The organism is Demequina aestuarii, from assembly GCF_000975095.1.
GTDB classification, from domain to species: Bacteria; Actinomycetota; Actinomycetes; order Actinomycetales; family Demequinaceae; genus Demequina; species Demequina aestuarii.
Window position 1 is genome coordinate 232836 of sequence record NZ_BBRD01000001.1, and the last position, 26594, is coordinate 259429.

Below are 26594 nucleotides of genomic sequence, written 5' to 3' on the forward strand. Positions count from 1 at the left end.
CGCGGGCGCGCGACGCGGTGACTGCCCATCGGGCGCGCTCGATAGCGGCGTACGGGAACTCAGGCAGGCGGTACTGGAGGGCACGTACGCGCGTGGCGACCGATCGAACCCCCATGAGACCCCCGTTCGTGTGGTGACAGGGGAATGGTCCCACGTTCCGTCGTGCAGGTCACCGCGACGGTCTCGGCCCCGCCATTGACCGACTCACCACTGACCGGGCGCCTTCGTGTGTGCGGCGTCGTCGTCGGTGGGCGCGGAGGGTGTCTCCTGCGGTGCGCTCGGGGTGGCCGACTGCGCCGTGGGAGCGGGTGCTGGCCCTGACGCCTGGCGGGCCGACCGTGATCTCGTCGCGCGGATCGCGACGACGGTCGCGGCGACCAGGATCGTGGCAAGGGCCGCCCACGGGAGCAGCACGCCGGCGACGACCAGAGTCCCGGAGAGGAAGGCCAGGAGCGTGTTCCAGCCGGACCGCAGGCCTTCCCAGAAGGATTCGGGCGAATCGTCCACGATCACGATGGGTTCGGTGGTGAGCGAGAGCTCGATGGTCGACATCGATACTTGATCGTCGAGACCCCGCTGCCGGGACTCGAGGCTCTCGAGTTCCGCCTGACGACCGGCGAGCTCGTCCTCGAGCGCGATGATGTCCTTGATGTCCTCCGCCTCGAGCAGCAACGCCTGAATGCGGTCGGTCGAGGCGCGGAGCGTCGAGATCCGGGCATCCAGGTCCGTCACTTCGGTGGTGACATCGCGGGATTCCGTCGCGAACTGGTCGACCGTGCCCAGCGCTCGGAGGTCATCGACCACCGCCTCGAGGCTGTCCTGCGGGATGCGCAGCAGCAGCGTCGCTGAGCCCCCGTCGTATTCGTCGGCGGCGGTCTCAGTGCGGGCGTCGACGCGACCGCCCGCACTCTGCACCATGCCGACGGCTTGGTCGGCAGCCGCGATCGGATCCTCGACGGTCATGTAGAGCGACCCCGTCACGATCAGGGAGCGATCGTCGGTTCCCGCCTCGGTGCCGACGTCGGCACTCGCCTCTTCCTGGACGGCCTCGCCGCCTGCATCGGCGGCACGTGATCCGTCCGCATCGAAGGACTCGTCGGACGACGAGCAGCCCGCCAGAGCCGCTGCGGCGACGATCAGTCCCACGACGACTCCCGTGCGGCGCATGCGGCGCACGGTCGCGTCCTGATTGTCGGTCATGTCGCTCATGCTAGAGAGACGCCTGGCAGAGCGCCATCGTTGGGGTGTGACTGAGGCCGATTCGCAACTCTTGGGGAAAAATCCAGAGTCGCTGCATCCAAACCCCTCTCCCGGTCGGAAGTACGGGGTGAAGGAGGTCGCAACAGGCGCCCTCCCGAGCTCAGGAGAAGGAGAAGGACCATGCGCAAGTCAGCAATCGCCGGCGTCGCAGCCGGTGCGCTCATCGCCGTTGGAGCCGCCGCCCCCGCCCTCGCAGTCGAGGACGGGATGACGGAGCTCTCCGTGTTCCACGGCATTCCCGACACCCCGGTGGACGTGTACGTCAACGGCACGAACACCATCGACGACTTCCAGCCCGGCGACCTCGCCGGCCCGCTCGACCTGGAGCCCGGCACGTACACCGTCGCGCTCACCGCGACCGATGCCGCCGACGACTCGGACCCGGTGCTCGGCCCGATCGACATCACCCTGGAGGAGGGCATGAGCTACACCGCTGTCGCCCACCTCACCGCCGAGGGTGACCCGGGCGTGAACCTGTTCACGAACGACATCTCCGAGACTGCAGCCGGCGAGGGCCGGCTGACCGTGCGTCACACGGCCGCGGCTCCTGCCGTCGACGTGTGGGCTGACGGTGCGGTGCTCTTCGAGAACCTCTCCAACCCGGACGAGGTGTCAGGCGACGTTCCCGCCGCCACCTACGAGGCCGCTGTCTCGCTCACCGGCGAGACTGACCCCGTGCTCGGCCCCACAGACGTGGAGATCGCCGACGGCGTGAACACCATCGTCTACGCCTGGGGCAGCGCTGCGGACGGCAACCTGGACCTCGCTGTCCAGACCGTCGACACCCACTCGTCCAGCCCGTCCGAAGTGGCGGCCGGCACCCAGGGGCTCGCCGCTGACCGCGGCGTCCCGGCGGGAGCGATCGCTGCGATCCTCCTCGCCTTCGCGCTGGCGGCGGCAGCCGCTGGGCGAATGGTGACCGCTCGACGCTGACCGTGCGGTCACGCGGGGGCACGTCCTGATCCAGGGCGTGTCCCCGCTCCCGGCGTCCCCGACACCCGCGTCTCACACGAAAGGACTCTCCTCCATGCGCACGCTCGTCGCGCTCCTCGTGAGCGTCCTCCTGGTCGGGTGCGCGGTCGCCGCCGACGATGCCTCGGAGACCACCGCGCCGTCGACCACCGACTCGAGCACCATGCCCGGCGGCGAGTCCGTCGGGGAAGTGCGGGCACCGGTGTTCTTGGGCGAGGTGGAGATCTCCGACACGTCGCCCGAGACTCTCGCGGAGCTCAGGGCGGTCCCGCCGGAGAGACTCGTCGTCGCGTCACTCGACATCGACATGGCAGTCACGGATGTGGGCCTGGAAGGCGACGGCGCCATGGAGATCCCCGAGTCTGCCTCGACGGCGGGCTGGTATCGATACGGCCCGGCGCCGGGCGGCGAGGCGGGCAACGCGGTGCTCGCCGCGCATGTCGACGATGCCGTCATCGGCCTTGGTCCCTTCTCCAGACTCCTGGACATCGACGAGGGGGCGCAGATCGTCATCGACAGCGCAGACGGAGCGGAGACCGCATACGAGGTCACGCGGGTCGAGAAGACGAACAAGCGCGAGGTCGACATGGGACTCGTCTTTGATCGCGCGGGTCCCGCGCAACTGGTGCTCGTCACGTGTGGTGGACGCTTCGACTGGGATACGGGACACTACGAGGACAATGTCGTGGTCTACGCGACGCCTATTGACGAGTCGGCGCGGTGAGTGCCGTCATGATCGCGAAGGAGCCCGTCCGGATGGTGGTTGTCCCGTCGTCGCCGCGCGACCGTGACGACACGGCTCGTGCCTTTGCGCTGGGTGAGGACGGTGCGCTGGAAGAGCTCTACCGCGACCTGTCGCCGTTGGTCTACACCATGGCGGTGCGTTCGCTGGGCTCGACGGCCGATGCCGAGGACGTCACGCAGCAGACCTTCGTCTCGGCGTGGCGCGGACGTGCGGGATTCGACCCCGTGCGGGGTGACCTGCGCGGGTGGGTGGTGGGCATCGCCAAACGGCGCATCGCCGATGCGCTCGAGTCGCGGTCGCGCGAGCATCGGCGTCTCGAGGCGGTGAAGGAGTCGACTCCGGCAGACGCTGTGACGCCGGACGACGCCGACAGCGTGCTGCTCGCGTACGAGGTGGATGCGCTCGGCCCGCCGCGCGCGACGATCGTGGCGCTCGCCTTCTTCGAGGGGGAGACGCACGAACAGATCGCCAGGCGGATGGACATGCCGCTCGGCACGGTGAAGAGCCATATCAGACGTGGATTGATCGAACTGCGAGACCGATGGGAGGTGTCCGATGTCGCATCTTGACGATGATGTGCTGGCTGAGTTCGCGCTCGGCGGCGGCAGCGCGTCGGACGCGGAGCACGCCGCCACCTGCGTGGAGTGCCGGGGCGAGGTCGAGTCGCTGCGAGCGATGGTCGCGCGCGTACAGATGGCCGGGCCTGGCGGTGACCTGCTCACGCCGCCGGACCGCGTGTGGGACGCGGTCGTCGCAGAGGTGCACTCCGACCGTGCCGTCCCCAGCCGATCATCGGGCGAGGCGGATGAGAGCGACGGGTCTGGGCCCGCATCCGCAGTCACGACCGCAGACGACGATGATCTGGCCTCTCGCAGGCCGCGACGAGGCTCCCGATGGTCGCTTGCCGCCGCAGCGGCAGCGGGGGTCGTGGTGGGCGGCATCGGTGTCGGGGCCGCTCTCGGGATCAACGGCGGTGACGAGCCGGCGGCGATCGTGGCGCAGGCGCCACTGACCGATCTGTCGACGGAGGCGCCTGCGGGCGACGCCGTCGTGGAGACGCGTGACGACGGCACCCAGGTGATCGTGATCGACACCGACACCCGCGACGTGGAGGACGCGTACCTCGAGGTATGGCTCATCGACGAGGCGATCAAGGGCATGGTGAGCCTCGGTCATCTCACTGGGGGCTCCGGCGAGTTCGTGCTCCCTCCCGGCTTCGACATCTCGGACTTCCCCATCGTCGACATCTCCGTGGAGCCGCTCGATGGCGTGCCGACGCACAGCGGCGAATCCGTCACGCGCGGAGTGCTGGAGACCTGACAGAACCTCCTACGCGGCGGAGTGCGTGCTCACCAGTGGGGTACGCTCTCGTCCCATTACCCATCTCGCCTGGAGAGGGGTGGATCAAGGAGAGTGAACTGTGGCGGAGGAACGGACGTGGGTGACGCCTGAGGCGCATCGGCGACTCGTGGACGAACTCGGGGGCCTCACCGCCCGCGGCGACGACGCGGATGCTTCCGCGCGTGCCCGCATCGTCGAGCTTCGCGCCCTCCTCGACTCGGTAGAGGTCGGCACCCGCCCTGACGACGGGCTCGTCGAGACCGGCATGCGCGTCACCGTGCGCAGCGTCCAGGACCACACTGAGACCGCCTTCGTGCTGGGCGATCGCGCACTGCTGGGCCACGACCTCGCGGGAGGCGTCACGGTGTTCTCGCTGGAGTCTCCGCTGGGCGCAGCCGTCGACGGCCGTCACGTGGGCGACCAGGTCACCTTCACCACCCCACGCGGCGATCGAGACATCGTCATCGTCGCCGCGACTCCCGTCGGCTGACACCCCGCCCCGGGGCATGGCCTCGGACGTGATCCGCAGCCTTGGGGCTCATCCAGAGAGGAAGGCCCCATGTCGCTCCTGCACGAGAGGCTGGCCCCGGTCCACGACGAGGTCGTGCGCCGCAACCCCGGCGAACACGAGTTCCACCAGGCGACGCGCGAAGTGCTCGAAAGCCTGGGTCCCGTGGTCGCCAAGCATCCCGAGTACGCGGACTCCGAGGTCGTCAGCCGGTTGTGCGAGCCCGAGCGGCAGATCATCTTCCGGGTGCCGTGGGTCGATGATTCCGGGCGGGTGCAGCTGAATCGTGGCTTCCGGGTCGAGTTCAACTCGGCGCTCGGGCCGTACAAGGGCGGGCTGCGCTTCCATCCGAGCGTCTACCTGGGAATCGTCAAGTTCCTCGGCTTCGAGCAGATCTTCAAGAACTCGCTCAGCGGGATGCCGATCGGCGGCGGCAAGGGTGGCTCTGACTTCGACCCCAAGGGCAGGTCGGACGCGGAGGTCATGCGCTTCTGCCAGTCCTTCATGACCGAGCTGTACCGGCACATCGGCGAGCACACGGACGTCCCGGCAGGTGACACGGGCGTGGGCGCGCGCGAGCTGGGATACCTCTTCGGCCAGTACAAGCGCATCACCAACCGGTATGAGTCCGGCGTGCTGACGGGCAAGGGGCTCACGTGGGGCGGGTCCCAGGTGCGCACTGAGGCCACCGGCTACAGCACTGTGTTCTTCGTGCAGGAGATGCTGCACGCGAGGGGGGAGTCGCTCGAGGGCCGGCGCGTCGTGATCTCAGGGTCGGGCAACGTCGCCATCTACGCGGCCGAGAAGGCGCGTGAGCTCGGCGGCACCGTGATCGCGGTCTCCGACTCCGGGGGCTATGTGATCGAGGAGGCCGGCATCGACCTCGAGCTGCTCAAGGACGTCAAGTTGGCGCGACGAGGCCGCATCGAGACTTACGCACAGGAGCGCGGCAACGGCGCGCGGTTCGTCGCCACCGGGTCGATCTGGGACGTGCCGTGCGACGTCGCTCTGCCGTGCGCGACGCAGAACGAGCTGGACGGCGCCCACGCTGAGACCCTCATCCGCCACGGCTGCGCAGTAGTCGCCGAAGGGGCGAACATGCCTTCCACGCCCGATGCGGTCAAGGCCTTCCAGGAGGCCGGGGTGCTCTTCGCGCCCGGAAAGGCGGCCAACGCGGGCGGCGTGGCGACGAGCGCCCTGGAGATGCAGCAGAACGCGTCGCGTGACTCGTGGAACTTCGCGTACACCGAGGAGCGGCTGCGCATGATCATGCGGGACATCCACGACCGCTGCCTCACCACGGCCGACGAGTTCGGGACCCCGGGCAACTACGTGGCGGGCGCCAATATCGGCGGCTTCACGAGGGTGGCCGATGCGATGCTTGCCTTCGGAGTGGTGTGACGCCGTCCATCGCTCAGGGGCGCTGAGCGAACCTCTCGACGAGGTCGCCGTCGCCGCCGACCACCAGCAGGTCGTCGGCGTGGAGGACGGTCGACTTGGAGCCGTACTCGAACTCGCCGCCAGGTGACATGACGCCGATCACCTGGACGCCGTACTTGTCGCGCAGCTTGAGCTCCGCGAGCGAGAAGTTGTGGGTCTCGAGGGGTGGGCGCATCTTCACGATCGTGAAGCCCTCGTCGATCTCGATGTAGTCGAGCATGCGGCCGCCCACGGAGTGGGCGACGCGCGCGCCTGCATCGGACTCGGGGAAGACGATGTGGTGTGCGCCGATGCGTCGCAGGATGCGGGCGTGCTCGGTGGAGATGGCCTTGGCCCAGATCTCCTGCATGCCGATGTCGACGAGGTTGCCGGTGATGAGCACCGAGGCCTCGAGGGAGGTGCCCACGCCGACCACGGCGGCGGAGAACTCCTCCGCACCCATCTGCTCGAGTGCGCGCGGGTCGGTCGCATCGGCCTGGACCACGGGAAGCCGTTTGGACCAGCGCTCGACGAGGTCGCCGTCGCGCTCGACCGCCAGCACCTCGACGTCCATGGTGTCGAGGGTGTCGGCGAGCGCGGAACCGAAGCGCCCGAGCCCGACCACGAGGACGCCCGATGCGGTGGTGTCGTTGCTAGCCAATGATCGGCCTTTCTGAGGGGTACCGGATGACCCGGCGCTGCTTGTTCAACGCTAGCGCGGCGGCGACGGTGAGAGAGCCGACGCGGCCCACATACATGAGGACGATCAGCGTGCCCTTGGCCTCGGGCGGCAGTCCTGCGGTGATGCCGGTGCTGAGACCGCACGTGGCGAACGCCGACACGGTCTCGTACAGCGCCCGGTCCAGCGTGATGTTGGTCTGAGCCATGAAGACGGCCGTGCCGACGACCACGACGCTCACACCGATCATGGTGATCGCGACGGCACCGCGCAGCACCTCGGTGCCCACCCGCTTGCCGAAGGCCTCCATGTCGCGCCGACCGCGGGCCTCCGCGACGATGGCGAGCAGCAGCACCGCAAGGGTGGTCACCCGGATGCCACCGGCAGTCGAGCCCGATCCGCCGCCGATGAACATCAGCACGATCTCCAGCAGCCACGTGGTCTCGCGGGCCTGACCGACGTCGAAGGACGCGAATCCGCCGGAACGCTGATTGATCGACTGGAAGAAGATGTTGCCGATGCTCTCCTGAGTGGACGCGGCGCCAAGCGTGTCGGGGTTGCTCCACTCGAAGATCGCCAGGAACCCCGCAGAGACGAGCATGAGCGCGCCCACCATGATCAGCGTGAGCTTGGTGTGCAGCGACCACATGTGAGGACGTTGCCAGCCGCGCACCATGTTGAGGTAGACCGGGTAGCCCAGGCTGCCGATGAGCACGCCGAGCCCGATCGGAACCAGCATCCAGAAGTCCGCCGCGAATGGGTAGAGGCCGGCAGGGTCAGGGGTGAAGCCAGCATTGTTGAACGCCGAGATCGCGTAGAACGACGAGTAGCCGATCGAGCGCCCGATGCCGTAGTCCAGCGTGAGGAAGCGGGGCAGCAGCACGAGAGCGATGACGATCTCGACGGAGAACGAGACCACGACGACCGTGCGCAGGAGCGACCGCAGGTCGCCGAGACCCGATGCCCGCGCTTCGCCGGCGGCGAGGAGCCGCTGGGTGAGGCCGAGGCGCCGGGAGACGGCGAGGCCCAGCAGCGACGCGAGGGTCATGATCCCCAGCCCGCCCACCTTGATCCCGAGGGCGATGATCGCGAGGCCCCACGCTGACCAGTACGAGCCGGTGTCGACCGTCACCAGTCCCGTCACGCACACCGCGGAGGTCGCGGTGAAGAGCGCGTCGATGAACGGAGCCCGCTCTCCCGATGCCGTTGCCGCAGGCAGGGACAGCAATCCGGAGAACAGCAGGATCACTGCGCCGAAGGTGCCGAGCGCCAGCCTGGCGGGGGATCGCAGCGCGATATGGCTGATCCACTCGCCGATCACTTCGCGAGCGTCGCGCATCCTGTCCATGCGACTCCTTCGCGGCTCACTACCAGGGGGCTTGCTGGCGGTTCTCAGACGTGGGGACTGCCGCCATTATCATCATCGGCACGAATCACTCACTTCACAACCGTCACTTCTGCCCCTACAGTAGAGGGAGCATCCCGCCGATATACCTGCCGGATGTCGGATGAGGGAGACTGAACTGCATGGCTGACAATGGCGCCTCGCGCACCACGTTCCTCACCGTTGCTGAGGTGGCTGAGATGCTCCGCGTCTCCCGGATGACTGTCTACCGGTGGGTTCACGCCGGAGACATGCCAGCCGTCCGGTTCGGCCGCTCGTTTCGCGTGCCCGCCACGGCCGTCGAGTCCTTCATGGAGCAGGCGGCCCTGCAGGGCGGCTTCGAGGCCCAGGATGACGACAAGCGTTCGGGCACGGTAGGCTGAGTCCTTGTCTGTCGCGTCCAGCGCGTACTGGACGCCGAGCATGTCCGACTATCTGAGGTAGGTTCCGTGGGATCCGTCATCAAGAAGCGTCGCAAGCGCATGTCGAAGAAGAAGCACCGCAAGCTGCTTCGGAAGACGCGCCACCAGCGCCGCAACAAGAAGTAGTACCGCTGCCGGGCGATGCCCGGCTGAGGTCACGACGCCCGTGCCACCGTCATGGTGGCGCGGGTTTTGTCGTCTCTGGAGGCGGGGCGGTGCGCCCGTCGCCACGGGAGAGGACGTCTGGCGCTACAGCGACCGAGCGTCGCCGACGTGAGCGGGATCGGCCGCATCGTCCGTCTTGGCGAGACCGGTCACGCCGCGAATCGCTCCACGCACCCCGCGCGCGACGGCCATCCCGGCCCACACGGTGCCGGTGACCGATGCCTTCACGACGCCCCTGCGCCCGTTCTTGCGACGCTTGCGGAACTCCTCGATGGGCCACCCGCGTTCGATCGCGAGTGCGCGCAGCTTGGTGTCGGGGTTGATGGCGCACGGATTGCCGACGGCCTCGAGCATCGGTCCATCATTGACGGAGTCGCCGTAGGCGAAGGAGCGCTCCAGGTCGAGCACCTGGTCCTCGGCGAGCTGGCGTACGGCGGCGGCCTTCTTCTCCTTGTGCAGGAAGTCGCCCACCAGCCTGCCGGTGTAGTGACCGTCCTTCTGCTCGGCGACGGTGCCGAGCGCGCCCGTAGCGCCGAGTCTGCGCGCGATCACGCGCCCGATCTCGACCGGCGAGGCGGTGACGAGCCACACCTGGTGGCCCTGGGCGCGGTGCTCATCGATGATGGCCTTGGTGCCGGGGTAGATCCTCAGCTCGAGGACCTCGTCGTAGACCTCTTCGCCCACCTGCGCCATCTCGGCGGCGGACCAGCCCTTGATGACTCCGAGCGCCTCGTCGCGCAGCTCATCGAGCTGTTCGCGGGACTCGCCGAACAGCGTGTACTTGGCCTGCTCCCATCCGAAGTGCGCGATGTCGCGCCAGCGGAAGTACCCGCGCTGCTGGAGGCCACGAGCGATGTGGTAGGCGGAAGCGCCGCGGACAATGGTGTTGTCCACGTCGAAGAACGCCGCAACAGCGGCGGCGTTGGCCTGCCCGGGGGAGCGAGTCACCCTGCCAGCCTACCCACGGCGTCGGCACCGCTCGTATCCTTGGTCTTCATGGCCGCCCGCGTCTCGCTCATCACCCGCCAGGGGTGCCATCTGTGTCCGGACGCCCGCAGCGTGGTGCGTGAGGTCTGCGACGAGGCGGGCGTGCCGTGGAGCGAGGTCGACGTGGAGGCCGACTCGCGGCTGCTCGAGCGGTACGCCGACGAGGTTCCGGTGGTGATCGTCGACGGCCAGGTGGTGGGCTTCTGGCACATCGACCGAGCGCGCCTGCGTTCCGCACTCGCGTGAGGCTGGGCGACAATAGTCCTTATGCCCGTCGTCCACCTGCTCCGCCACGGCCACGTCCATAACCCGGACAAGGTCCTGTACGGGCGCCTGCCGGAGTTCAGGCTCTCCGAGACCGGTCAGGCGATGGCGCAGGCCGTCGCCGATGACCTGGTCGAGATCGGCACCCGCGTGGGACAGGTGGTCGCATCACCGCTCCTGCGGGCGCAGGAGACCGCGCGCCCGCTGGCCGAGGCGTTCCACGTGGACATCGTCACCGACGACCGCCTCATCGAAGCCCTCAACGCCTACGAGGGTCGGCCCCTCCAGTCCGGAGCCGCTGACTTCATGCACCCGCGGAACTGGTGGCTGCTGCGCAACCCCTTCACGCCCTCCTGGGGTGAGCCCTATGTCGAGCAGCGCGATCGGATGTGGGGAGCGATCCGCGATGCGGCGGCGGCGAATCCCGACTCCGACACCGTGATGGTGAGCCACCAGCTGCCCATCTGGGTGGCGCGCCTGGCGTTCGAGAAGCGCAGCTACCTCCACGACCCGCGCTCGCGCCAGTGCGGGCTCGCGTCGCTCACGAGCTTCACGATCGAGGACGGCGAGCCGGTGGCGATGGCGTATCGGGAGCCCGCCGGCCACATCGAGGTGCCCGCGTGAGACGCGGGGCCCGCCTGGTGATCTTCGCCGCGGTGGTCATCGCGATCGTGCTGTGGCTGGTGGGGTGTGCACCAGGAGACGCCTCAGAGTCGCCGGGGTACGTGAGCGGGGACGGCACCGTGACCGAGTGGGCGCCTGCGGATCGAGGTGAGCCCGTCGAGCTGTCCGGCATCTCCTTCGAGGGCGAGGCGGTCGACGTCGCGGATCACCGCGGCGAGGTGGTGCTGCTGAACACCTGGTACGCCTCGTGCCCACCATGCCGCGCCGAGGCGCCTGACCTGGTTGCTCTCGACGCTCAGGAGGACGTGCAGCTCATCGGCATCAACAGCCGGGATGACGCCGCGACCGCGCTCGCATTCGACCGCACGTTCGGCGTCGAGTACCCGAGCATCGACGACTCCGACGGCCGGGCGATCGCCCAGCTCCAGGGCCTGGTGGCGATCAACGCCGTCCCCACCACGCTGGTGCTCGACCACGAGGGCAGGGTCGCGGCCCGCGTGGTCGGCTCGGTCGAGCCCTCGACGCTGCGCTCGCTCGTCGACGCGGCGGGGGAGTGACGCCGTCCCCATGCTGACGTCTCTGACCGCTGGCATCGGCTCCGACTTCTCATCCCAGGTGCTCTCTGGCTCGCTGCTCGCGGCGATCCCCATCGCGCTGCTGGCCGGGCTCGTCAGCTTCGCGTCGCCCTGTGTGGTGCCGCTCGTGCCGGGCTACCTCGGCTATCTGTCCGGCATGGCGGGGGCCGATGCGGGGGCCAAGGGGCGCAGGCCACGCCTGGTGCTCGGGGTGCTGCTGTTCATCCTCGGGTTCTCCGCAGTCTTCGTCACCCTCGCCGTGGTGGTGTCGGCCGCAGGAGCGCAGTTCGCCGCGCAGCTCGACATCATCACGCGCGTGCTCGGTGTCTTCGTGATCCTCATGGGCCTGGCCTTCATGGGTGCCGTGCCGTTCCTGCAGAACGAGCGCCGCCTGCACATCAGCCCCAAGGCGGGTCTGGCGGGGGCGCCGCTGCTCGGCATCGTCTTCGGTCTCGGGTGGACGCCGTGCATGGGACCCACGCTGGGGGCCGTGATCGCGCTGGGTCTCAACGAGGGCACGGTCGGTCGCGGCGCGCTGCTCGCCGTCGTCTACAGCCTCGGGATCGGACTGCCCTTCCTGGCGCTCGCGCTATGGTTCGAGCGCTCCGGCGCGGTGCTCCGGTGGCTGCGCCGCCACCGCCGCGGCCTTCAGCTGTTCGGCGGCGCGATGCTGGTGGTGCTCGGCGTGCTGCTGGTGACCGGGATCTGGGAGCGGCTCACCGTCCTCATGCAGGGCTGGATCGACGGCTTCTGGGTGGCGATCTGATGGCACGGATGAGAATCGACAACTACGCGTACGCCGAGGTGCCGCGGCTCGGGTGGCGCGGGTGGCTGCGGTGGATGTGGCGTCAAGTCACGTCGATGCGCGTCGCACTGATCCTGCTGTTGATGCTCGCCCTCGCCGCAATCCCCGGCTCGGTGCTGCCTCAATGGCCTCAGGACGCGGGCAACACCAGAGGCTTCGTCGAGGCGAACCCGTTCTGGGGACCGCTGCTGGACCGCATGGGCTTCCTCGACGTGTTCGGTTCTGCGTGGTTCACCGCGATCTACCTGCTGCTGTTCGCCTCGCTGATCGGCTGCATCGTCCCGCGCTGCCTCGTCTATTGGCACGATCTGCGCGCGCCGGTGCCTGCGGCGCCATCCCGGCTCGACCGCTTCGAGCCCGTGACCGTGACCGCCCACAAGGACGCGCGTGCGGTGGTCTGGTCGGCCCGACAGGCACTGAGCCCGGGCACCTTCGTCTCGAGGCCAGGAGAGCGGATCGTGCTGCGCCGGCCGCGCTGGTGGCGCTGGTTCGCCGACTACCGCATTCGCGTCGACGAGCGCCCCGGTCGTGCTGAAGACGCGAGCACCGAGGTGGCGCTCTCCGCCCACAAGGGTCACGTTCGCGAGCTCGGCAACCTGATCTTCCACGTCTCGCTCGTGGGCATCCTGATCGCCGTCGCCGCCGGCACCTTGCTGACGTACCGCGGCCAGGCGCTCATCGTGGAGGGGGATACCTTCACGAACGCAGTGGTGGCCTACGACTCGTACGAGTCGGGCTCGCTGTTCTCCGAGGACTCGCTGGAGCCATGGACGCTGAGCCTCGATCAGTTCGAGGCCGTCTTCGGGCTCGATGGCAATCCCGACGAGTTCACCGCGTACACGACGCTCACCGAGCCGGGTCGGGAGCCGCGACCCGTCGAGGCGCAGGTCAATCGACCCATTCAGGTGGACGGTGCCAAGATCTACCTGCAGGGCAACGGCTACGCGCCGGTGTTCACCGTGACCGACTCGGCCGGCAACGTCGCGTTCGAGGGAGCGGTGCCGTTCCTCCCGCAGGACGCGGTCTACACCTCGACCGGCGTCGTCAAGGTGCCGGACGTCACCGAAGGCGAGCAGCTGGGCTTCAGCGGCACGCTGCTGCCCACGGCCCTGATCGACGGAGACTCCGCGTCGTCGCTGCACCCGTCGCCGACGAACCCCGTGATCTTCCTCGAGGTCTTCTCCGGCGACCTGGGGCTCGACGACGGTGTTCCCCAGAACGTCTACGCGCTCGACGAGTCGCAGCTCAGCCCCGTGCGCGGGGAGGACGACGAGCCGCTCGTGGTCGCTCTCGAACCCGGGGAGACCATCGAACTGCCGCAGGGCCTTGGCAGCATCACCTGGGAGTCGCTGCCGCGCTTCGCCGCCTTCGACCTGCGCCGCGACCCGTCGCTGCCGTGGCTGCTCGGGGCCTCCATCGGTGCCCTTGCGGGCCTCACGCTCAGCCTGTTCGGCACTCGCCGGCGGCTGTGGCTCGTGGCACCGATGGGAGCGGGCGCGGGCGCGGAGACTACAGTGGTGACGGCCGCAGCGTGGGCCCCCGCGCATGACGGCGGAGTGCGCGAGGACCTCGAGAAGGTGCTCATCCAGGCCACGGGGACGCTCACGCGCAAGGAGGACTCATGAACGCCCAGGAGCTCAGCTGGTACGCACTGTGGGGTGCGACCGCGCTGTACGCGATCGCGATGGTCGCCTCATCCATCCACCTGTCTCGCGTCGCTGATGCGAAGGCGGCCGCCAAGGGCAAGGTGGCCGCAGCCGTCGGCGCGACGCACGCAGGTGAGGCGACGGCGCACGGAGCGAGCGCATCGGCCGCTTCTCCCGAGCCTGTGCGCACCACCGCTGCCGGCATCGCGCAGTCCACCACGCTGGTGGGCGCGATTCTGAATGGCGTGGGCGTGATCGCGCGCGGCATCGAGGCAGGGCACGCGCCGTGGTCGACCATGTACGAGTACACGATCACAGGGTCGTTCGTCGCCGTGGTGGTCTTCCTCATCGTTCAGAGCCGACGCGACGTGTCGTATCTTGCTCCCGGCGTCACGGGTTTCGCGACCATCGCGCTCGGCCTCGCACTCACGACGCTGTATCAAGCGTCCACGGGCCTCCAGCCGGCTCTCCAGAGCTTCTGGCTCGTCATCCACGTCTCGATCGCGATCATCGCGACCGGCGTCTTCATCGTCGCCGCCGTCGCCACCGGGCTGCAGCTGATGCGCGACTATCGCACCGAGCAGCCGGTCGTCGTCACCGACGGTCGCCACGCGCTCGCACGCCTGATGCGTCGCTGGCGCAACGCGAACATCCGTGTGCTGCGGGGCTGGAACTGGCTCGAGGGCGTGCCGGAGCCGCCCCGGCTCGAGGCGCTCGCCTTCAGGCTGCACGCGGTCGGATTCGTGCTGTGGACGTTCACCGTGATGGCCGGCGCGGTGTGGGCCGAGCACGCGTGGGGCCGCTACTGGGGGTGGGACCCCAAGGAGGTGTGGTCCTTCGTGATCTGGGTGGTCTATGCCGCCTATCTGCACGCGCGCACCACCCAGGGCTGGGCGGGCCGACGGAGCGCCGTCATCGCGCTCATCGGATTCGTCACCCTGATCATGAACTTCACCGTCGTGAACCTGTACTTCCAGGGCATGCACACCTACGCGTGAGCCGTATGAAGATCGCGATGGTGCTGGACGACAGCATCGACCGCCCTGACGGGGTCCAGCAGTACGTCCTGACTCTCGGCGCATACTTTGAGCGTCAGGGCCATGAGGTGCATTACGTGTGCTCCGATGCCGAGCGGGACGACCTCACGGTCCACTCGCTCGCGCGCAACGTCGGCGTGACGTTCAACGGCAACGGCCTGCGCATCCCGCTGCCGACGTCCCGTGCGGGGCTGCGGGAGTTCCTCGAGGCGCAGCGCTACGACGTCATCCACGTCCAGATCCCGCACTCGCCGCTGTTCGCGGCGCGAGTGGTGGACGAGGCGAGGCGCGTGCAGGCACGCACGGTGCGGATCGTCGGCACGTTCCACATCCTGCCCGCAGGGCCCGTGAGCGGTGCGGCCACGCGTGCGCTCGGCCTGCTGCTGCGGCGCAATCTGCGTCGGTTCGACGCGTTCTGCGCCGTCTCTGCGCCGGCTGCTGAGTTCGCGCGGCGTTCCTTCGGCATCGAGCCGCGGGTGATTCCCTGCTCGATCGACACCTCCCTCTTCGCCGATGCGCCGCACGCCCCGCGGGCAGACGATCGGCTCGTGGTGGCGTTCCTGGGGAGGCTCGTCGATCGCAAGGGAGTGCTCGAGCTGATCGCTGCGCTCGCCGCGCTGCCGGCGCCCGTGCGGGCACGGCTGGACGTGCGCATCGGTGGCAAGGGCCCGCTGCGCGACCGTGTGGCGGCCGCCGTCGCGGCCGCAGGGCTCGACGACGTCGTGACGATGGTGGGATTCGTCTCGGAGGAGGACAAACCCTCCTTCTATGCCGACGCGGACCTCGCAGTGTTCCCGGCGACCGGCGGCGAGAGCTTTGGGATCGTGCTCATCGAGGCGATGGCCTCGGGAGCGGGCGTGGTGTTCGGCGGCGACAACCCCGGTTACCTGTCGGTGCTCGGGGACCGGCCGGAGGTCAGTGTGGACCCCCGGGACACCGCTGCCTTCGCGACGGCACTGGAGCGACTGATCGACGATGCGGCGCTGCGTTCGATCGTGCATGAGGAGCAGGCCGAGCGCGTGCGGCGCTTCGACGTGACGGTGGTCGGAGAGCAGATCCTGTCGATGTACGGCCGGGCGTCGAGCTAGGTCGGCCCGTCGCTCTCGCCTCGCTGGCGCCGCCGGCGCTCCTGGGTGCGCAGCCAGTTGAGGTACTCGGGGTCGTCGTCGGGAGCGCGGGGTTCGTTGCGCTGAACGCCGCCGCCCGTGCCATTGGCGTACTTGAGGTAGAGCCACGCTGCCGCGCCGAGCAGCGGCAGCAGCACGATGATGACCACCCACAGCCACTTGCGCAGGCCATAGGGCTTGTCTTCGGGGTGCTGCACGGCGTCGGTGACGCAGTAGACCGCCGGTGCGATGTAGAGGAGGATCAGCAGCAGGCGGAGCATGGCCTCATTCTATGCGCCGGTAGGTTGGTGCCATGAAGGTGTTCGTGTACTGGGCGGCTCGGACCGCGATCTTTGTGGCGGTCCTCGCGGCCCTGTGGCTCGTCGGGTGGTTCGACGTGATCGCCGTGATCGCGGCGTTCGTCCTCGCGTGGCTCATCTCGTATCTGGCGCTGCCTGGAATGCGACTCGCAGCGCAGGAGCAGATGGCGAGCGTCATCGAGCGCTCGCAGCGCGGCCTTCGTGAGGCAGACGACGAAGAGGACGCAGAGATTGGCGGGGTCGACGAATCTCGCTAGACAGCGATGCCGAACGCCAGCGCGAGCCCGTAGACGAGGCCCACGGCCGAGAGCCCCGCGAAGATCACCTTGAGGCCGCCGGACGGCATGCCCACCTGCTCGCGCACCGCGCCGTCGACGCGCATCGCGATCGCGAAGTACAGGCTCGGCAGGGCCACGACGGTCGCGAGCAGTGCCCACGGGCGCACGAACGCCACCACGACGGCGCACAGCACGGGGAGCAGGACGACTGCGGCGAACAGCTGGCGTGCGCGGTGCGACCCGATCTTGACGGCCAGCGTGCGCTTGCCGGCCGCGGCGTCGGTGTCGAGGTCGCGGATGTTGTTGACCATGAGCAGCGCGACGGCGTAGAGGCCCACCCCCACCGACGCGGCGACCGCCCACCACGTGATGTCTCCGGCCTGCACGTACATGGTGCCCAGGACCGCGACCGGGCCGAAGAACGCGAAGACTGCCACTTCGCCCCACCCGGCGTACCCGTAGGGGCGGTCGGAGCCGGTGTAGGTCCAGGCGGCGATGATCGCAAACAGCCCCACGAGCAGGAGCCACAGCGCTCCCGCGAGAAACACGACGAAGATGCCTGCGAGCGCTGCGACCGCGAAGCTCACGAAGGCGGCGCCCTTGACTGCGGTGGGCGTCGCCTTGCCGGTCGCGACAAGCCGGTCCGGGCCGATGCGGTCCACATCGGTGCCGCGGATGCCGTCGGAGTAGTCGTTGGCGTAGTTCGATCCCACCTGCAGCGCGAGGGCGACCACCAGCGCCAGCAGGGCCGTGTCGATGGAGAACATGCCCAGCGCTCCGGCGCTCGCGGAGCCGACGGCGACGGGTGAGATCGCGGTCCACAGGGTGCGCGGTCGCGCGCCTGCGACCCAGTCGGCGGCGGTGGTCATGGTGCCTCCTCGGCGATGATGCGTGCGGCGATCGCGCGCGCGGCGTACCGGTCGATCTTGCCAGCAGCGGTGCGTGGAACAGAATCGACGACCGCAAGGAGGCCGGGGAGCTGGGCGCGATCGAGAGGGAGGGAACCGCGGAGGTCGTCCAGCGTGACGGCAGCGCCGTGCGTCAGCGCGACCACTGCCACGACGCGCTCTCCCCACTGCGTGTCCGGAACCCCCACCACCGCCGCATCGGCGATGCCGTCGTGCGCGCGCAGCGCATGTTCGACCGGGAGGGGATGCACGTTGACGCCGCCGGACAGGATCACGTCGTCGGACCGCCCCATGACCGCGAGGACGCCAGCGTCGAGGGTCCCCAGGTCCCCCGTGCGCAGCCACCTCTCGCCGCGCGCGTGGACGAACGCGGAGTCGTCGCCGTCCGCGTAGCCGTCCGCGAGCATGGGACCCGCGAGCATGATGCGGCCCTCGTCATTGATGCGCACGCTCGTGCCCTCCAGCGGCCGCCCGTCGTAGACGCACCCCCCTGACGTCTCCGTCATCCCGTACGTCTCGATCACGCGTGGAGGCAGATCCATCCCCGGCGGTGCGCCGCCCACCAGCACCGCGTCGAAGGACGCAAGCGCATCGGCCCCTCGGGGGTCGGCGAGCAGTCGCCACACCTGGGTGGGGACCAAGGAGACGTATCGTCTTCCCGCCGGGAGGCGGTCCGTCGCCTCCGCGAAGCCCGAGGGCGTGAAGCGCGGGCGATCGTGGTGGATCAGCTCGCCGCCGCCGAGGTGCGCACGAGCGATCACCATCGCGCCGGCGATGCGGTCGGGGGGCAGCGCCAGCAGCCAGTGCCCCGGCCCGCCCAGCCGGTCGAGCGTCGCCGTCGCCGATGCGATCAGTGCGTTCCGTCCCACGAGCACCTCACGCGGTTCGCCGGTGGAGCCCGAGGTAGGCGCGGCGATTCCGGAGGCGTGTCCCGACAGCGCGGCGGCCACGGCCGCGAGTCCTCCTTCGGCGAGCCGCGCGTAGTTCATGCGTCCAGCGTAGGGCGCACCTAGGATGTGGGGCATGAGAGCCACCCGCGTCCTGTCCTTCACCGCCGCCGCCGTCGCCGGAGCCATGGCACTGGCCGCGTGCTCGTCGGCTGACGTCGTGGAGCCGCCGGCGACCACCCAGTCGGTGGGCGCATCGGGACCGTCTCGCTCGGCCGCGCCCAGCGCGCCGCCGGACCCGCGGCCCGAGGTGGTGTGGCCGCTCACCGGCGTCGACGCCACTGATGCGGACGCCGCGCTGCTCGACCGTCCGGCACTGTCCATCAAGATCGAGAACTCGTCGGACGCGCGTCCCCAGTCGAACCTGGACGCCGCAGACATCGTGTTCGAGGAGCAGGTCGAGTATGGGATCTCCCGGCTCGTGGCGGTCTACCACTCCGACACGCCCGAGACGGTCGGCCCCATCCGGTCGATGCGACCGATGGACAAGAACATCATGGGATCCTTCGAGGGGCCGCTCGTGTTCTCTGGTGCGCAGCGGCGGTTCATCAACGATGCGGCCGCATCCGGGACCACTCTGATCGCTCAGGACGTGGGCGCCTATGGCTTCTTCCGGACCTCCGACAAGCCCGCTCCGCACAACCTTCACGGCACGCTCGAGGACTTCTTCGCGCAGGCGAGCGAGCTGCCCGCACCGCCCGAGCAGTTCGAGTACGCGTACCCGGACGAGCAGTCGACGATCGTCGCCGACGGCACAGCGGTGTCCTCGATCGACATCAACGCCTCGCCGCGGATGCAGCCGTCCTGGGACTGGGAGGCGGATGAGGAATCGTGGATGCGCTCGGAGGGCGGATCGCCGCACGTGACCTCTGACGGCACGCAGATCTCCGCCACGAACGTGATCGTGCTGTGGGTGGACCTGCGGAACACCAGCCGCAGCGGGGGCTCCTCCGTGCCCGAGACGATCGTCGTGACGGACGCTGGCACCGGCTACGCCGCGTCGGGAGACTCGTACGTCCCGATCACGTGGTCCAAGGCCAGCCAGACCGACCCCTACGTGCTCGAGACCGAGGCCGGCGAGCCTGTGACCTTCATGCCCGGGAAGACGTGGGTCGAGCTGATTCCGCAGTCCGGCGGCGCGGGCCGAGGGTCGGTCGACTTCAGTTAGCCCGACCCCTCCGCACTCCACCCCCCCCATCCGCGCCTTAGCGTCCCAGAGGGCGCTCAGTGTCGGGACTCGGCTGTCGGTGGATCCTGCGGGGCGCTGAGTGTCGCCCACCCGGTCAGAATGCGTACGGGAAGCGCGTCCAGTCGGGCTCACGCCGCTCGAGGAACGCGTCGCGCCCCTCCTGGGCCTCGTCCGTCATATACGCCATCCGGGTCGCCTCTCCGGCGAACACCTGCTGGCCCGCGAGCCCGTCGTCCGCGAGGTTGAAGGCGAACTTGAGCATGCGGATCGCCTGCGGAGACTTGGTGGCGATCAGGCGGGCGTACTCCAGCGCGGTCTCCTCCAGCTGGTGGTGCGGAACGGCCTCGTTGACAGCACCCCACCGCTCCGCATCCTGTGCGGAGTACTCGCGAGCCAGGAAGAAGATCTCTCGCGCCCGCTTGTCTCCCACCTGGCGGGCGAGCAGCGCGGAGCCGTAGCCCGCATCGAACGACCCCACGTTCGCATCGGTCTGCTTGAAGCGCGCGTGCTCGAGCGACGCGATCGACAGGTCCGCGACCACGTGCAGAGAGTGCCCGCCGCCTGCCGCCCAGCCGTTCACCGCAGCGATGACCACCTTGGGGCTCGTGCGCATAAGGCGCTGCACCTCGAGGATGTGCAGCCGCCCGCCGTGTGCCGGCGCATCGGCCGCCGTGCCCTCGTAGAGGTAGCCATCCTTGCCGCGAATGCGCTGGTCGCCGCCCGAGCAGAACGACCACACGCCGTCCTTGGGCGCCGGCCCGTTGCCGGTGAGAATGACGGCCGCGACGTCGGCGGTCTGGCGCGCGTGGTCCAGCGCGCGGTACAACTCGTCGACGGTCTGGGGCCGGAACGCATTGCGCACCTCCGGCCGGTTGAAGGCGATGCGCACGGCGGGAAGGTCGCGCTCCTCGCCGCCCTCGCGGGTGACCCACCGGTGGTAGGTGATGTCGCCGTCGGGGAAGCCGTCGATCGCGCGCCATTGCTGCGCGTCGAACGTGTCGGAGACCTGCGCCGGGATGTCGCTCATGCGAGTCAGCGTAGTCCCGCCACTCACGTCCTCTCGCTGCGCACCACTGTCCGCGTCGACACGCCGTGGAACCGGATGCGCTCGCACGCAGCACGGGGTGTCGAGGGCCAGAACGGCTCGCAGTCGATGAGCGACGGCGGCCGATGCGCGAGCCGGGAGGGCGCAAGCCGCCTAGGCTGTGAGCCATGGAGTTCCGGCCCTTCACCGTCGAGCTCCGCACCCGATTCCGGGGCCTCACCCGCCGCTCCGGCGTGCTCGTCCGTGGGATCGACGCGGAGGGACACGAGCATTGGGGCGAGTACTCCCCGTTCGCCGACTACTCGCCCGAGCGCAAGGGCCGGTGGTGGAGCGCCGCGATGGAGGCCGCTCGCGGCGAGTGGCCCGCGCCGGTGCGTGACTCGGTCGCCGTCAACAGCATCGTCCCGGAGGTCGAACCCGAGACCGCGCGCGACTACGCGACGGCAGGGGGAGCCCGCACCGCCAAGGTCAAGGTGGGCGGCGGGACCCTCGCCGACGACATCGCCCGCATCGAGGCAGTGGCCGATGCGCTCGGCCCCGGCGGCGCGATCCGCATCGACGTCAACGGCGGCTGGGAGCTCGACGAGGCGGTACGCGCGATCCGGGCGCTCGACCGTGCGGCCCGGACGGGCGGCATCGATGGGCTCGAGTACGTGGAGCAGCCCTGCGACAGCGTGGCGGACCTCGCGGCGCTGCGGCGCCGTGTGGACGTGCCGGTCGCGGCAGACGAGGCCATCCGCATCCCCGGCTCTGCCGATGCGGTGCTCGCCGCCGATGCGGCGGACGTCTTCATCCTCAAGGCCGCGCCGCTGGGCGGAGTGCGCCGCTCGCTCGAGATCGCGGATCAGGTCTCGCCACGGCCGGTGGTGATCGCGAGCTCGATGGAGTCCTCCGTGGGCCTCGCGGCAGGTGTCGCGCTCGCGTGCGCGCTGCCCGCGGAGCCGCTCGCGTGCGGACTCGGTACGGGAATGCTGCTCGCCACCGACACCGTGGCGTCCACGCTCGTGCCGACCGGCGGGCGCATCGGCTCAGAGCCCCTGGAGGTCACCTAAGTGAATGCCAACCCGTCGGCCGCCTTTGCGCGCGAGCTCGTCGCCTCGCTCTATGACCTGGGTGTGAGGGACTTCGTCCTGTGCCCGGGATCGCGTTCGGGGCCCTTGGCACACGCGCTTGCGGAGGCGGGCGGCGGCAACCCTCCTCTCGGTGCTCCCCGCGTCGACCTGCACGTACGAGTCGACGAGCGTGCCGCGGCCTTCTTGGCGCTCGGCATCGCGCGTGGGCGAGCGGTGACGGGTGTCCCGCGGCCGGTCGCGATGATCACGACCTCGGGGACCGCCGTGGGCAACCTGCTGCCGGCCGTCATGGAGGCGCATCACAGCGGGGTCCCGCTGCTCCTGATCACGGCGGATCGCCCGGGCGAGATGCGGGGAGTGGGCGCCAACCAGACCACCGATCAAGGTGGGATCTTCGCTGCCTTTGCGCGGTGGAACGCTGAGGTGCCCGCACCCGAGTCTCACGAGGCTCCCGGACGCGCGGCGACTCTCGCGGCCCGCGCGGTGGCGATCGCGATGGGCGACCCCGCGCGTGACGACATGACCGGAACCCCAGGCCCCGTCCACCTGAACATCGAGTTCCGCGAGCCCCTCGAGGCGGACGGCGGCGTCTGGCAGGACCCGCCACGCATCGACCCCACACCTTCGTACGGCACTCGCGTGCTCACGGCGGCGGACCTGCCCGCACCCTTGCCCGCCGTCGAACGGGGGGTGGTGATCGCGGGCGACCGCGCCGGCGAGGTCGCCCGCGAGGTGGCGGAGGCGCACGGCTGGCCCCTGCTCGCCGAACCCACCTCCGGCGCTCGTGCAGGTGACGCGTGCATCGGCTTCTACGTCAGCGTGCTGGAGAGCGAGGCGGGACGCAGCCTCGCCGAACAGGTGCACCAGGTGGTGGTGATCGGCAGGCCCACGCTGTCTCGGCCCATCCAGCAGCTCATCGCGCGCGCGCCATCGCTGATCGTCGCCGCTCACGGCGCCCGCTGGCGAGAGGCGCCGCGCCACGCCGACCAAGTGGTGCGCACCGTGCCGACGTCGTGGTTGACGCGCAACGACGGCACGCTGGAGCTGGGCGACTCGGCGTGGCTCGCGCGCTGGCGCGAGGCCGCCTCCGAGTTCGAGGATGTCGCGCATGCCTGGGGGGGCGATGCCGTGGCCGACGCCTTCATGGCCCCCCTCGGCAAGGGCGACGTCGCGGTGATCGGCTCGTCGGGGCCCATCCGGGCGGTCGATCGGGTCGGTCCGGTGTGCTCGCCTGGCGAGGTCCCCACCCTCATCGCGAACCGTGGGCTGTCCGGAATCGACGGCACCGTCTCCACTGCGGTGGGGGTCGCGCTCGCCACGGGCCAGCCCACGCATGCGCTGATGGGCGACGTGACGTTCCTGCACGACATCGGGGGTCTGCTGATCGGTCCGCTCGAGCAGCGGCCGCGCCTGCGCATCGTGGTCGCGAATGACGGCGGCGGCACCATCTTTGGGCGGCTCGAGCACGCCTCCGCCCCTGCGGAGCACGTCGAGCGCGTGTTCACCACTCCGCACGGCGTGGACATCGGTGCGCTCTGCGCGGGGTACGGCGTTCCTCACGTCGCCGTGCGCAACGCCGATGCGCTGGCGCGCGCAGTCGCCACACCTCCGGCCACGCTCGAGGTGGTCGAGGCGCGGCTGCGCTGAGTCGGTCTAGACCTCCAGCACGACCTTGCGCTGGCCGGGCCGAGGGTGCATCGCCGCAGCGAAGGCGCGCTGAACCTGGGCGATGGGGAACACGTGAGTGACGATGTGCTCGGCCACCCCTGGCTGCTCCACGAGGTAGTCCTGAGCACTCTCCAGCATGGCGCGGTGCTCCCGGGTGACCCCGGTGATCAGGGTCCCATTGCGACGGAAGAAATCGCGCAGGGGCAGCGCGTACCAGTCGTCGTCCGGCACCCCGAAGGCGACCACCGAGCCGCCTGGTGCCACCGCCGCCATCGCGTCGGCGAGCGTGGACGTCTGGTGTCCCACCATCTCGAGCACGATGTCGGGCCGGTCGGCATCCGCGATGTCCCGGGCCCAGCCGCGTGACGTGTCGCGCAGCAGGTCGTCGAATGGCAGCCCCATCGCATCGGCGGCACGGTCGAGCGGGTCGACCCCCAGAATGCGTCCGGCGCCGTGGTGACGGGCGAGGACGCTGGCCATGAGCCCGAACGGCCCCACGCCCACGATCCCGACGCTGCGCCCGTCCAGCGGACCCAGGCGGTCGAAGACGGTCATCAGACACGCGACCGACTGTGCGACGGTGACATGCGTGTCGGGCGCGTCGATGCGCACCTTGGAGACCTGGTCTCCCGAGGTGATGAACACCTGGCGCAGCGCATCCCAGTTCGACGCCCAGCCCACCACCCGGTCGCCGGACACGAAGTCGGGGTGCGCGGAGCACAGCACCTCGCCCACGATCTCGTGCATCGGCCGCCCGGCCTGTCCCGCGCCGCCTGCCGGCACCATCGCGCCGCGAGCGAAGGGCAGGTCCGAACCGCACACTGCTCCCGCCGTCAGTTCGACCAGCAGCTCGCCGGGCTGGATGGACAGCGGCGGCGACTCCTCGACACGCTCGAAGCGGTGCGGTGCGGCGACTCGGTATGCCCAGGTGGTGTCGGTGCTCATAGGGCGGACGCTAGCAACGCGTCAGCGGCACCACCCGGGACCTCGGGCCGGGGGTGCGACGCTCGAGGTCAGTCGTGTCGCCGTGCCACCAGGACGGCGTCCCGCCACAGGCGCTCGCGGCCGTCGGGCTCGCGGGTGGTGCGCTCGCGGAGAGTTGCCGACACCTCCCACAGCGACCGGTCGAGCACCACGGCGACGTCGTCGGCAGCGAACGTCTTGTCTCGCAGGTCGGGGTGCTCGACGGCGTGCGGGTCGGTGGGATGGTGCCCGATGACGACGAGCATCCCGCCGGGTGCCACTGCTCCGGCGAGCGTCTCCACGAGCCATCGCCCCCCGTGCACCGAGTGCGTGTAGAGCGACGTCACCAGGTTCCATGGCCCCTGGGAGGCGACGAGCGCCTCGAGGTCGTCGTCGGTGAACGTGACGTGCTGTCCGACTCCTGCGGCCGCGGCGTGCTCGCGCGCCCGGCCGATCGCTGTCGACGACAGGTCGACAGCCGTCACGAGCCAGCCCTGCCGCGCCAGCCAGACGGCATCGGCACCCTCTCCGCAGCCGACGTCCAGGGCGGTGCCGGGCGTCACGATGTGCTCGACCTCATCGATCAGGGGAGCGTTCGGCTGTCCTGTCCACACGCGCTCCCGGGAGCGGTACCGCGCGTCCCATGCCTCTCGTTCGACGTCACGTGCGGACTCGCCGGAGGGGTTGTCCTCGGTTCGCGTGGTCATGGCGCCTCCCGGGTTCCGGCCGCGATCGGTGGACGTCAGGAAGGTGCGTCCCCAACGCGGCGCATCGGCTCGAGCTTCACTCTCGATTGTGCCTGGTCAGCCGCCGATGCGCGCGCCCAGTGCCCGGCGCATCGGCTCGAGCTTGGCTTCGGACTCCGCCCACTCCGCATCGGGCTCGCTCGCGGCGACGATGCCGCACCCGGCGAAGAGCCGCATGCGGCTCTGGTCGGTCGCGTCGATCTCCGCCGACCGCAGGCCGATGCACCACTCGCCGTCGCCCGCCGCGTCGATCCAGCCCACCGGCCCGGCGTAGCGGCCCCGATCGATTCCCTCGAGCGTGTCGATCACGTGGGCGGCGGCCAGGGTGGGCGTTCCGCAGACCGCCGCAGAGGGGTGAAGCTCGCGGATCAGCTCGAGTGCGCTCGCGTTGTGGCTGAGCACGCCCGTGACATCCGTCGCGAGGTGCATGACGTTCGGGAGGTGCAGGACGCTCGGCTCGTCCGGAACATTGACGGACGCGCAGTGCGCCGCGAGCACGTTGGTCACTGACGTCACTGCGTACTCGTGCTCCTCGCGGTCCTTCGATGAGCGTGCGAGGGCGGCCGCGTGCGCGAGGTCAGCGGTCTCGTCGCCGGTGGGGCGGATCGTGCCCGCAAGGACGCGAGACGTGACGAGGCCGTGATCCACCCGGGCCAAGAGCTCGGGAGTGGCACCCACGAGCCCGTCGACGTGGAAGGCCCAGCAGCTCGGGTAGTCGGCCGCGAGCGCGGCGAGCACGGTCCTGACGTCGACGGGGCCGTCGCCGTGGGCCTGGACGGCACGCGCCAGCACCACCTTGTCGAGCTCCCCGGCGCCGATGCGCTCGATGGCCGAGGCGACGGCCGTCGCCCACGCGTCGCGGTCACCCGCCTCGATGGTGATCGGGGGCAGCGTGGCGGGCGGCGACGACTCCCCGAGCGCGTCGTCCAGCGTCGGAGGCTCGGTGAGGCCGTCGCCGTCGATCACGGTGAACCAGGCGCGCCCGTCCCGCAGCCCCACCACGTAGCGCGGGACCACGAGGCTGCCGCCGGCCGCTGACGCATCGGCGAACGAGAACGAGCCGAAGGCGATCAGGCCGGTGCCGGCCTGGCGCACGTCGTCGTGGACCTTGGCGTGGCGCGTCACCCGTCGCCACCAGGCGTCGGCCTCGTCGATGCGCTGGGCGCCCGCGGTGTCGATCCTCGCGGATTCACCCCACGCGATCAGGCCCTGGCCGCGCCTCACCCACGAGATCCCGTTCTCGGGAAGCAGCGCGAGGAGGTCGTCGGGTGCCGGGATCTCGACGGTCCGAACGACGAGGGGCACGGGACTGGCGGCAAGCACGCTCACCCAGCAAGCCTACGTCCGGCTCTGACGTCTCCCGGCCTCCTAGGAAGGTGGGGACTCATTCTGGGGACCGGGAGCATCCTGGAGGAACGTCCGGACTCATCGAGGAGCTGAGCCCTCCACGAAGGCCTCGCCTGCAGATGAGTCCTGGACTTCCTCGAGCGGCGGGCGTCGTCGAAGAATGAGTCCTGG

General features: G+C 69.8%; 30 protein-coding genes. 19 read left to right on the forward strand and 11 right to left on the reverse strand.

The genetic code is table 11. The features are described 5' to 3' along the window. Window positions 1-204: 204 nt before the first annotated feature. Window positions 205-1200 (reverse strand): DUF4349 domain-containing protein, encoded by a 996-nt coding sequence (locus tag AOP72_RS01105; protein WP_062131207.1) that lies wholly within the window; start codon window positions 1198-1200, stop codon window positions 205-207. Window positions 1201-1380: 180 nt separating this feature from the next. Here AOP72_RS01105 and AOP72_RS01110 point away from each other — a divergent pair, with 180 nt between their 5' ends. The 6 genes from AOP72_RS01110 to gdhA all read left to right on the forward strand — a co-directional run bounded on the left by AOP72_RS01110 (window position 1381) and on the right by gdhA (window position 6227). Next, window positions 1381-2193, forward strand: a complete 813-nt coding sequence (locus AOP72_RS01110; protein ID WP_062131211.1) for a DUF4397 domain-containing protein — start codon at window positions 1381-1383, stop codon at window positions 2191-2193. A 94-nt stretch (window positions 2194-2287) separates the two neighbouring features. Next, on the forward strand, window positions 2288-2956 hold the full coding sequence (locus AOP72_RS01115) for a class F sortase (RefSeq protein ID WP_062131214.1): 669 nt from the start codon (window positions 2288-2290) through the stop codon (window positions 2954-2956). Further along, window positions 2953-3546 carry an RNA polymerase sigma factor gene (locus AOP72_RS01120; protein ID WP_238581569.1) on the forward strand — a complete coding sequence of 198 codons (594 nt, stop codon included), beginning with the start codon at window positions 2953-2955 and terminating at the stop codon, window positions 3544-3546. Before AOP72_RS01115 ends, AOP72_RS01120 begins: the two co-directional genes overlap by 4 nt. Beyond that, complete coding sequence (locus tag AOP72_RS01125) at window positions 3533-4297, forward strand: anti-sigma factor (protein ID WP_062131217.1); 765 nt, start codon at window positions 3533-3535, stop codon at window positions 4295-4297. Before AOP72_RS01120 ends, AOP72_RS01125 begins: the two co-directional genes overlap by 14 nt. Window positions 4298-4397: 100 nt before the next feature. After that, window positions 4398-4808 carry a GreA/GreB family elongation factor gene (locus tag AOP72_RS01130; protein WP_062131220.1) on the forward strand — a complete coding sequence of 137 codons (411 nt, stop codon included), beginning with the start codon at window positions 4398-4400 and terminating at the stop codon, window positions 4806-4808. Window positions 4809-4877: 69 nt separating this feature from the next. Next, window positions 4878-6227, forward strand: a complete 1350-nt coding sequence (gene gdhA / locus AOP72_RS01135) for an NADP-specific glutamate dehydrogenase (RefSeq protein ID WP_062131223.1) — start codon at window positions 4878-4880, stop codon at window positions 6225-6227. A 13-nt stretch (window positions 6228-6240) separates the two neighbouring features. Here the strand turns inward: gdhA and AOP72_RS01140 are convergent, their stop codons facing one another. Next, window positions 6241-6906 (reverse strand): potassium channel family protein, encoded by a 666-nt coding sequence (locus AOP72_RS01140; RefSeq protein ID WP_062131226.1) that lies wholly within the window; start codon window positions 6904-6906, stop codon window positions 6241-6243. Beyond that, complete coding sequence (locus tag AOP72_RS01145) at window positions 6899-8272, reverse strand: TrkH family potassium uptake protein (protein ID WP_062131229.1); 1374 nt, start codon at window positions 8270-8272, stop codon at window positions 6899-6901. The genes AOP72_RS01140 and AOP72_RS01145 overlap by 8 nt, the downstream gene beginning before the upstream one ends. Before the next feature lie 179 nt (window positions 8273-8451). On the opposite strand from AOP72_RS01145, the gene AOP72_RS01150 reads away from it, so the two are divergent. Beyond that, window positions 8452-8691: a helix-turn-helix domain-containing protein gene (locus AOP72_RS01150; protein ID WP_062131232.1), complete on the forward strand. Its 240-nt coding sequence runs from the start codon at window positions 8452-8454 to the stop codon at window positions 8689-8691. Between the two features lie 66 nt (window positions 8692-8757). Continuing rightward, window positions 8758-8856, forward strand: a complete 99-nt coding sequence (locus tag AOP72_RS13155; RefSeq protein ID WP_005504750.1) for a 30S ribosomal protein bS22 — start codon at window positions 8758-8760, stop codon at window positions 8854-8856. Between the two features lie 123 nt (window positions 8857-8979). Here AOP72_RS13155 and AOP72_RS01155 read toward each other — a convergent pair whose 3' ends face one another. Further along, window positions 8980-9843 (reverse strand): HAD family hydrolase, encoded by an 864-nt coding sequence (locus AOP72_RS01155; protein WP_084631085.1) that lies wholly within the window; start codon window positions 9841-9843, stop codon window positions 8980-8982. A gap of 48 nt (window positions 9844-9891) precedes the next feature. Between AOP72_RS01155 and AOP72_RS01160 the strand changes: the two genes are divergently transcribed. From AOP72_RS01160 to AOP72_RS01190, 7 genes are read left to right on the forward strand one after another with little or no spacing between them, the layout of a single operon-like run. After that, window positions 9892-10128 carry a glutaredoxin family protein gene (locus AOP72_RS01160; RefSeq protein WP_062131235.1) on the forward strand — a complete coding sequence of 79 codons (237 nt, stop codon included), beginning with the start codon at window positions 9892-9894 and terminating at the stop codon, window positions 10126-10128. Between the two features lie 21 nt (window positions 10129-10149). Then, window positions 10150-10770 carry a histidine phosphatase family protein gene (locus AOP72_RS01165; protein WP_062131238.1) on the forward strand — a complete coding sequence of 207 codons (621 nt, stop codon included), beginning with the start codon at window positions 10150-10152 and terminating at the stop codon, window positions 10768-10770. Further along, window positions 10767-11327, forward strand: a complete 561-nt coding sequence (locus AOP72_RS01170) for a TlpA family protein disulfide reductase (RefSeq protein ID WP_062131241.1) — start codon at window positions 10767-10769, stop codon at window positions 11325-11327. The genes AOP72_RS01165 and AOP72_RS01170 overlap by 4 nt, the downstream gene beginning before the upstream one ends. Window positions 11328-11337: 10 nt before the next feature. Beyond that, the gene (locus AOP72_RS01175; protein ID WP_062131245.1) at window positions 11338-12111 is read left to right on the forward strand and encodes a cytochrome c biogenesis CcdA family protein; all 774 of its coding nucleotides are present in this window, start codon (window positions 11338-11340) and stop codon (window positions 12109-12111) included. After that, complete coding sequence (gene resB / locus AOP72_RS01180; RefSeq protein WP_062131248.1) at window positions 12111-13775, forward strand: cytochrome c biogenesis protein ResB; 1665 nt, start codon at window positions 12111-12113, stop codon at window positions 13773-13775. The genes AOP72_RS01175 and resB overlap by 1 nt, the downstream gene beginning before the upstream one ends. Continuing rightward, entirely contained in the window at window positions 13772-14794 is a 1023-nt protein-coding gene (gene ccsB, locus AOP72_RS01185; protein WP_062131251.1) for a c-type cytochrome biogenesis protein CcsB, read from the forward strand. The genes resB and ccsB overlap by 4 nt, the downstream gene beginning before the upstream one ends. Window positions 14795-14799: 5 nt before the next feature. After that, entirely contained in the window at window positions 14800-15921 is a 1122-nt protein-coding gene (locus tag AOP72_RS01190; protein WP_062131254.1) for a glycosyltransferase family 4 protein, read from the forward strand. Here AOP72_RS01190 and AOP72_RS01195 read toward each other — a convergent pair. Further along, the gene (locus AOP72_RS01195) at window positions 15918-16220 is read right to left on the reverse strand and encodes a PLD nuclease N-terminal domain-containing protein (protein WP_062131257.1); all 303 of its coding nucleotides are present in this window, start codon (window positions 16218-16220) and stop codon (window positions 15918-15920) included. The two genes, AOP72_RS01190 and AOP72_RS01195, sit on opposite strands and share 4 nt — an antisense overlap. A 32-nt stretch (window positions 16221-16252) precedes the next feature. Here AOP72_RS01195 and AOP72_RS01200 point away from each other — a divergent pair, with 32 nt between their 5' ends. After that, complete coding sequence (locus AOP72_RS01200; RefSeq protein ID WP_062131260.1) at window positions 16253-16516, forward strand: DUF4229 domain-containing protein; 264 nt, start codon at window positions 16253-16255, stop codon at window positions 16514-16516. On the opposite strand, the gene AOP72_RS01205 is transcribed toward AOP72_RS01200, so the two are convergent. Continuing rightward, window positions 16513-17406, reverse strand: a complete 894-nt coding sequence (locus AOP72_RS01205) for a 1,4-dihydroxy-2-naphthoate polyprenyltransferase (RefSeq protein ID WP_062131263.1) — start codon at window positions 17404-17406, stop codon at window positions 16513-16515. The two genes, AOP72_RS01200 and AOP72_RS01205, sit on opposite strands and share 4 nt — an antisense overlap. After that, window positions 17403-18434, reverse strand: a complete 1032-nt coding sequence (locus AOP72_RS01210) for an AMP-binding protein (protein WP_062131266.1) — start codon at window positions 18432-18434, stop codon at window positions 17403-17405. The genes AOP72_RS01205 and AOP72_RS01210 overlap by 4 nt, the downstream gene beginning before the upstream one ends. 34 nt (window positions 18435-18468) lie before the next feature. On the opposite strand from AOP72_RS01210, the gene AOP72_RS01215 reads away from it, so the two are divergent. Continuing rightward, on the forward strand, window positions 18469-19560 hold the full coding sequence (locus tag AOP72_RS01215) for a DUF3048 domain-containing protein (protein ID WP_062131268.1): 1092 nt from the start codon (window positions 18469-18471) through the stop codon (window positions 19558-19560). A gap of 115 nt (window positions 19561-19675) precedes the next feature. On the opposite strand, the gene AOP72_RS01220 is transcribed toward AOP72_RS01215, so the two are convergent. Further along, a complete protein-coding gene (locus AOP72_RS01220) occupies window positions 19676-20608 on the reverse strand; it encodes a 1,4-dihydroxy-2-naphthoyl-CoA synthase (RefSeq protein WP_062131271.1) in 933 nt (310 codons plus the stop codon). A gap of 185 nt (window positions 20609-20793) precedes the next feature. On the opposite strand from AOP72_RS01220, the gene AOP72_RS01225 reads away from it, so the two are divergent. Next, entirely contained in the window at window positions 20794-21678 is an 885-nt protein-coding gene (locus AOP72_RS01225; RefSeq protein ID WP_062131274.1) for an o-succinylbenzoate synthase, read from the forward strand. After that, complete coding sequence (gene menD, locus AOP72_RS01230) at window positions 21679-23346, forward strand: 2-succinyl-5-enolpyruvyl-6-hydroxy-3-cyclohexene-1-carboxylic-acid synthase (RefSeq protein WP_062131276.1); 1668 nt, start codon at window positions 21679-21681, stop codon at window positions 23344-23346. It begins immediately after the preceding gene. Window positions 23347-23352: 6 nt separating this feature from the next. Here the strand turns inward: menD and AOP72_RS01235 are convergent, their stop codons facing one another. The 3 genes from AOP72_RS01235 to AOP72_RS01245 form a co-directional block, all read right to left on the reverse strand. Further along, window positions 23353-24312: a zinc-binding dehydrogenase gene (locus AOP72_RS01235; protein ID WP_062131279.1), complete on the reverse strand. Its 960-nt coding sequence runs from the start codon at window positions 24310-24312 to the stop codon at window positions 23353-23355. A gap of 68 nt (window positions 24313-24380) precedes the next feature. Next, window positions 24381-25037, reverse strand: a complete 657-nt coding sequence (locus AOP72_RS01240) for a class I SAM-dependent methyltransferase (RefSeq protein ID WP_062131282.1) — start codon at window positions 25035-25037, stop codon at window positions 24381-24383. Window positions 25038-25133: 96 nt separating this feature from the next. Beyond that, window positions 25134-26405, reverse strand: coding sequence for an isochorismate synthase (locus tag AOP72_RS01245; RefSeq protein ID WP_062131285.1), 1272 nt, complete (start codon window positions 26403-26405; stop codon window positions 25134-25136). Window positions 26406-26594: the final 189 nt, after the last annotated feature.

Coding starts and splice junctions, on each gene's coding strand:
- AOP72_RS01195 (WP_062131257.1), bottom strand. CDS start 16,220: ATGCTCCGCCTGCTGCTGATCCTCCTCTACATCGCACCGGCGGTCTAC.
- AOP72_RS01150 (WP_062131232.1), top strand. CDS start 8,452: ATGGCTGACAATGGCGCCTCGCGCACCACGTTCCTCACCGTTGCTGAG.
- AOP72_RS01145 (WP_062131229.1), bottom strand. CDS start 8,272: ATGGACAGGATGCGCGACGCTCGCGAAGTGATCGGCGAGTGGATCAGC.
- gdhA (WP_062131223.1), top strand. CDS start 4,878: ATGTCGCTCCTGCACGAGAGGCTGGCCCCGGTCCACGACGAGGTCGTG.
- ccsB (WP_062131251.1), top strand. CDS start 13,772: ATGAACGCCCAGGAGCTCAGCTGGTACGCACTGTGGGGTGCGACCGCG.
- AOP72_RS01160 (WP_062131235.1), top strand. CDS start 9,892: ATGGCCGCCCGCGTCTCGCTCATCACCCGCCAGGGGTGCCATCTGTGT.
- AOP72_RS01200 (WP_062131260.1), top strand. CDS start 16,253: ATGAAGGTGTTCGTGTACTGGGCGGCTCGGACCGCGATCTTTGTGGCG.
- AOP72_RS01210 (WP_062131266.1), bottom strand. CDS start 18,434: ATGAACTACGCGCGGCTCGCCGAAGGAGGACTCGCGGCCGTGGCCGCC.
- AOP72_RS01220 (WP_062131271.1), bottom strand. CDS start 20,608: ATGAGCGACATCCCGGCGCAGGTCTCCGACACGTTCGACGCGCAGCAA.
- AOP72_RS01115 (WP_062131214.1), top strand. CDS start 2,288: ATGCGCACGCTCGTCGCGCTCCTCGTGAGCGTCCTCCTGGTCGGGTGC.
- AOP72_RS01190 (WP_062131254.1), top strand. CDS start 14,800: ATGAAGATCGCGATGGTGCTGGACGACAGCATCGACCGCCCTGACGGG.
- resB (WP_062131248.1), top strand. CDS start 12,111: ATGGCACGGATGAGAATCGACAACTACGCGTACGCCGAGGTGCCGCGG.
- AOP72_RS01125 (WP_062131217.1), top strand. CDS start 3,533: ATGTCGCATCTTGACGATGATGTGCTGGCTGAGTTCGCGCTCGGCGGC.
- AOP72_RS01235 (WP_062131279.1), bottom strand. CDS start 24,312: ATGAGCACCGACACCACCTGGGCATACCGAGTCGCCGCACCGCACCGC.
- AOP72_RS01165 (WP_062131238.1), top strand. CDS start 10,150: ATGCCCGTCGTCCACCTGCTCCGCCACGGCCACGTCCATAACCCGGAC.
- AOP72_RS01110 (WP_062131211.1), top strand. CDS start 1,381: ATGCGCAAGTCAGCAATCGCCGGCGTCGCAGCCGGTGCGCTCATCGCC.
- AOP72_RS01225 (WP_062131274.1), top strand. CDS start 20,794: ATGGAGTTCCGGCCCTTCACCGTCGAGCTCCGCACCCGATTCCGGGGC.
- AOP72_RS01240 (WP_062131282.1), bottom strand. CDS start 25,037: ATGACCACGCGAACCGAGGACAACCCCTCCGGCGAGTCCGCACGTGAC.
- AOP72_RS01175 (WP_062131245.1), top strand. CDS start 11,338: ATGCTGACGTCTCTGACCGCTGGCATCGGCTCCGACTTCTCATCCCAG.
- AOP72_RS01105 (WP_062131207.1), bottom strand. CDS start 1,200: ATGACCGACAATCAGGACGCGACCGTGCGCCGCATGCGCCGCACGGGA.
- AOP72_RS01205 (WP_062131263.1), bottom strand. CDS start 17,406: ATGACCACCGCCGCCGACTGGGTCGCAGGCGCGCGACCGCGCACCCTG.
- AOP72_RS01215 (WP_062131268.1), top strand. CDS start 18,469: ATGAGAGCCACCCGCGTCCTGTCCTTCACCGCCGCCGCCGTCGCCGGA.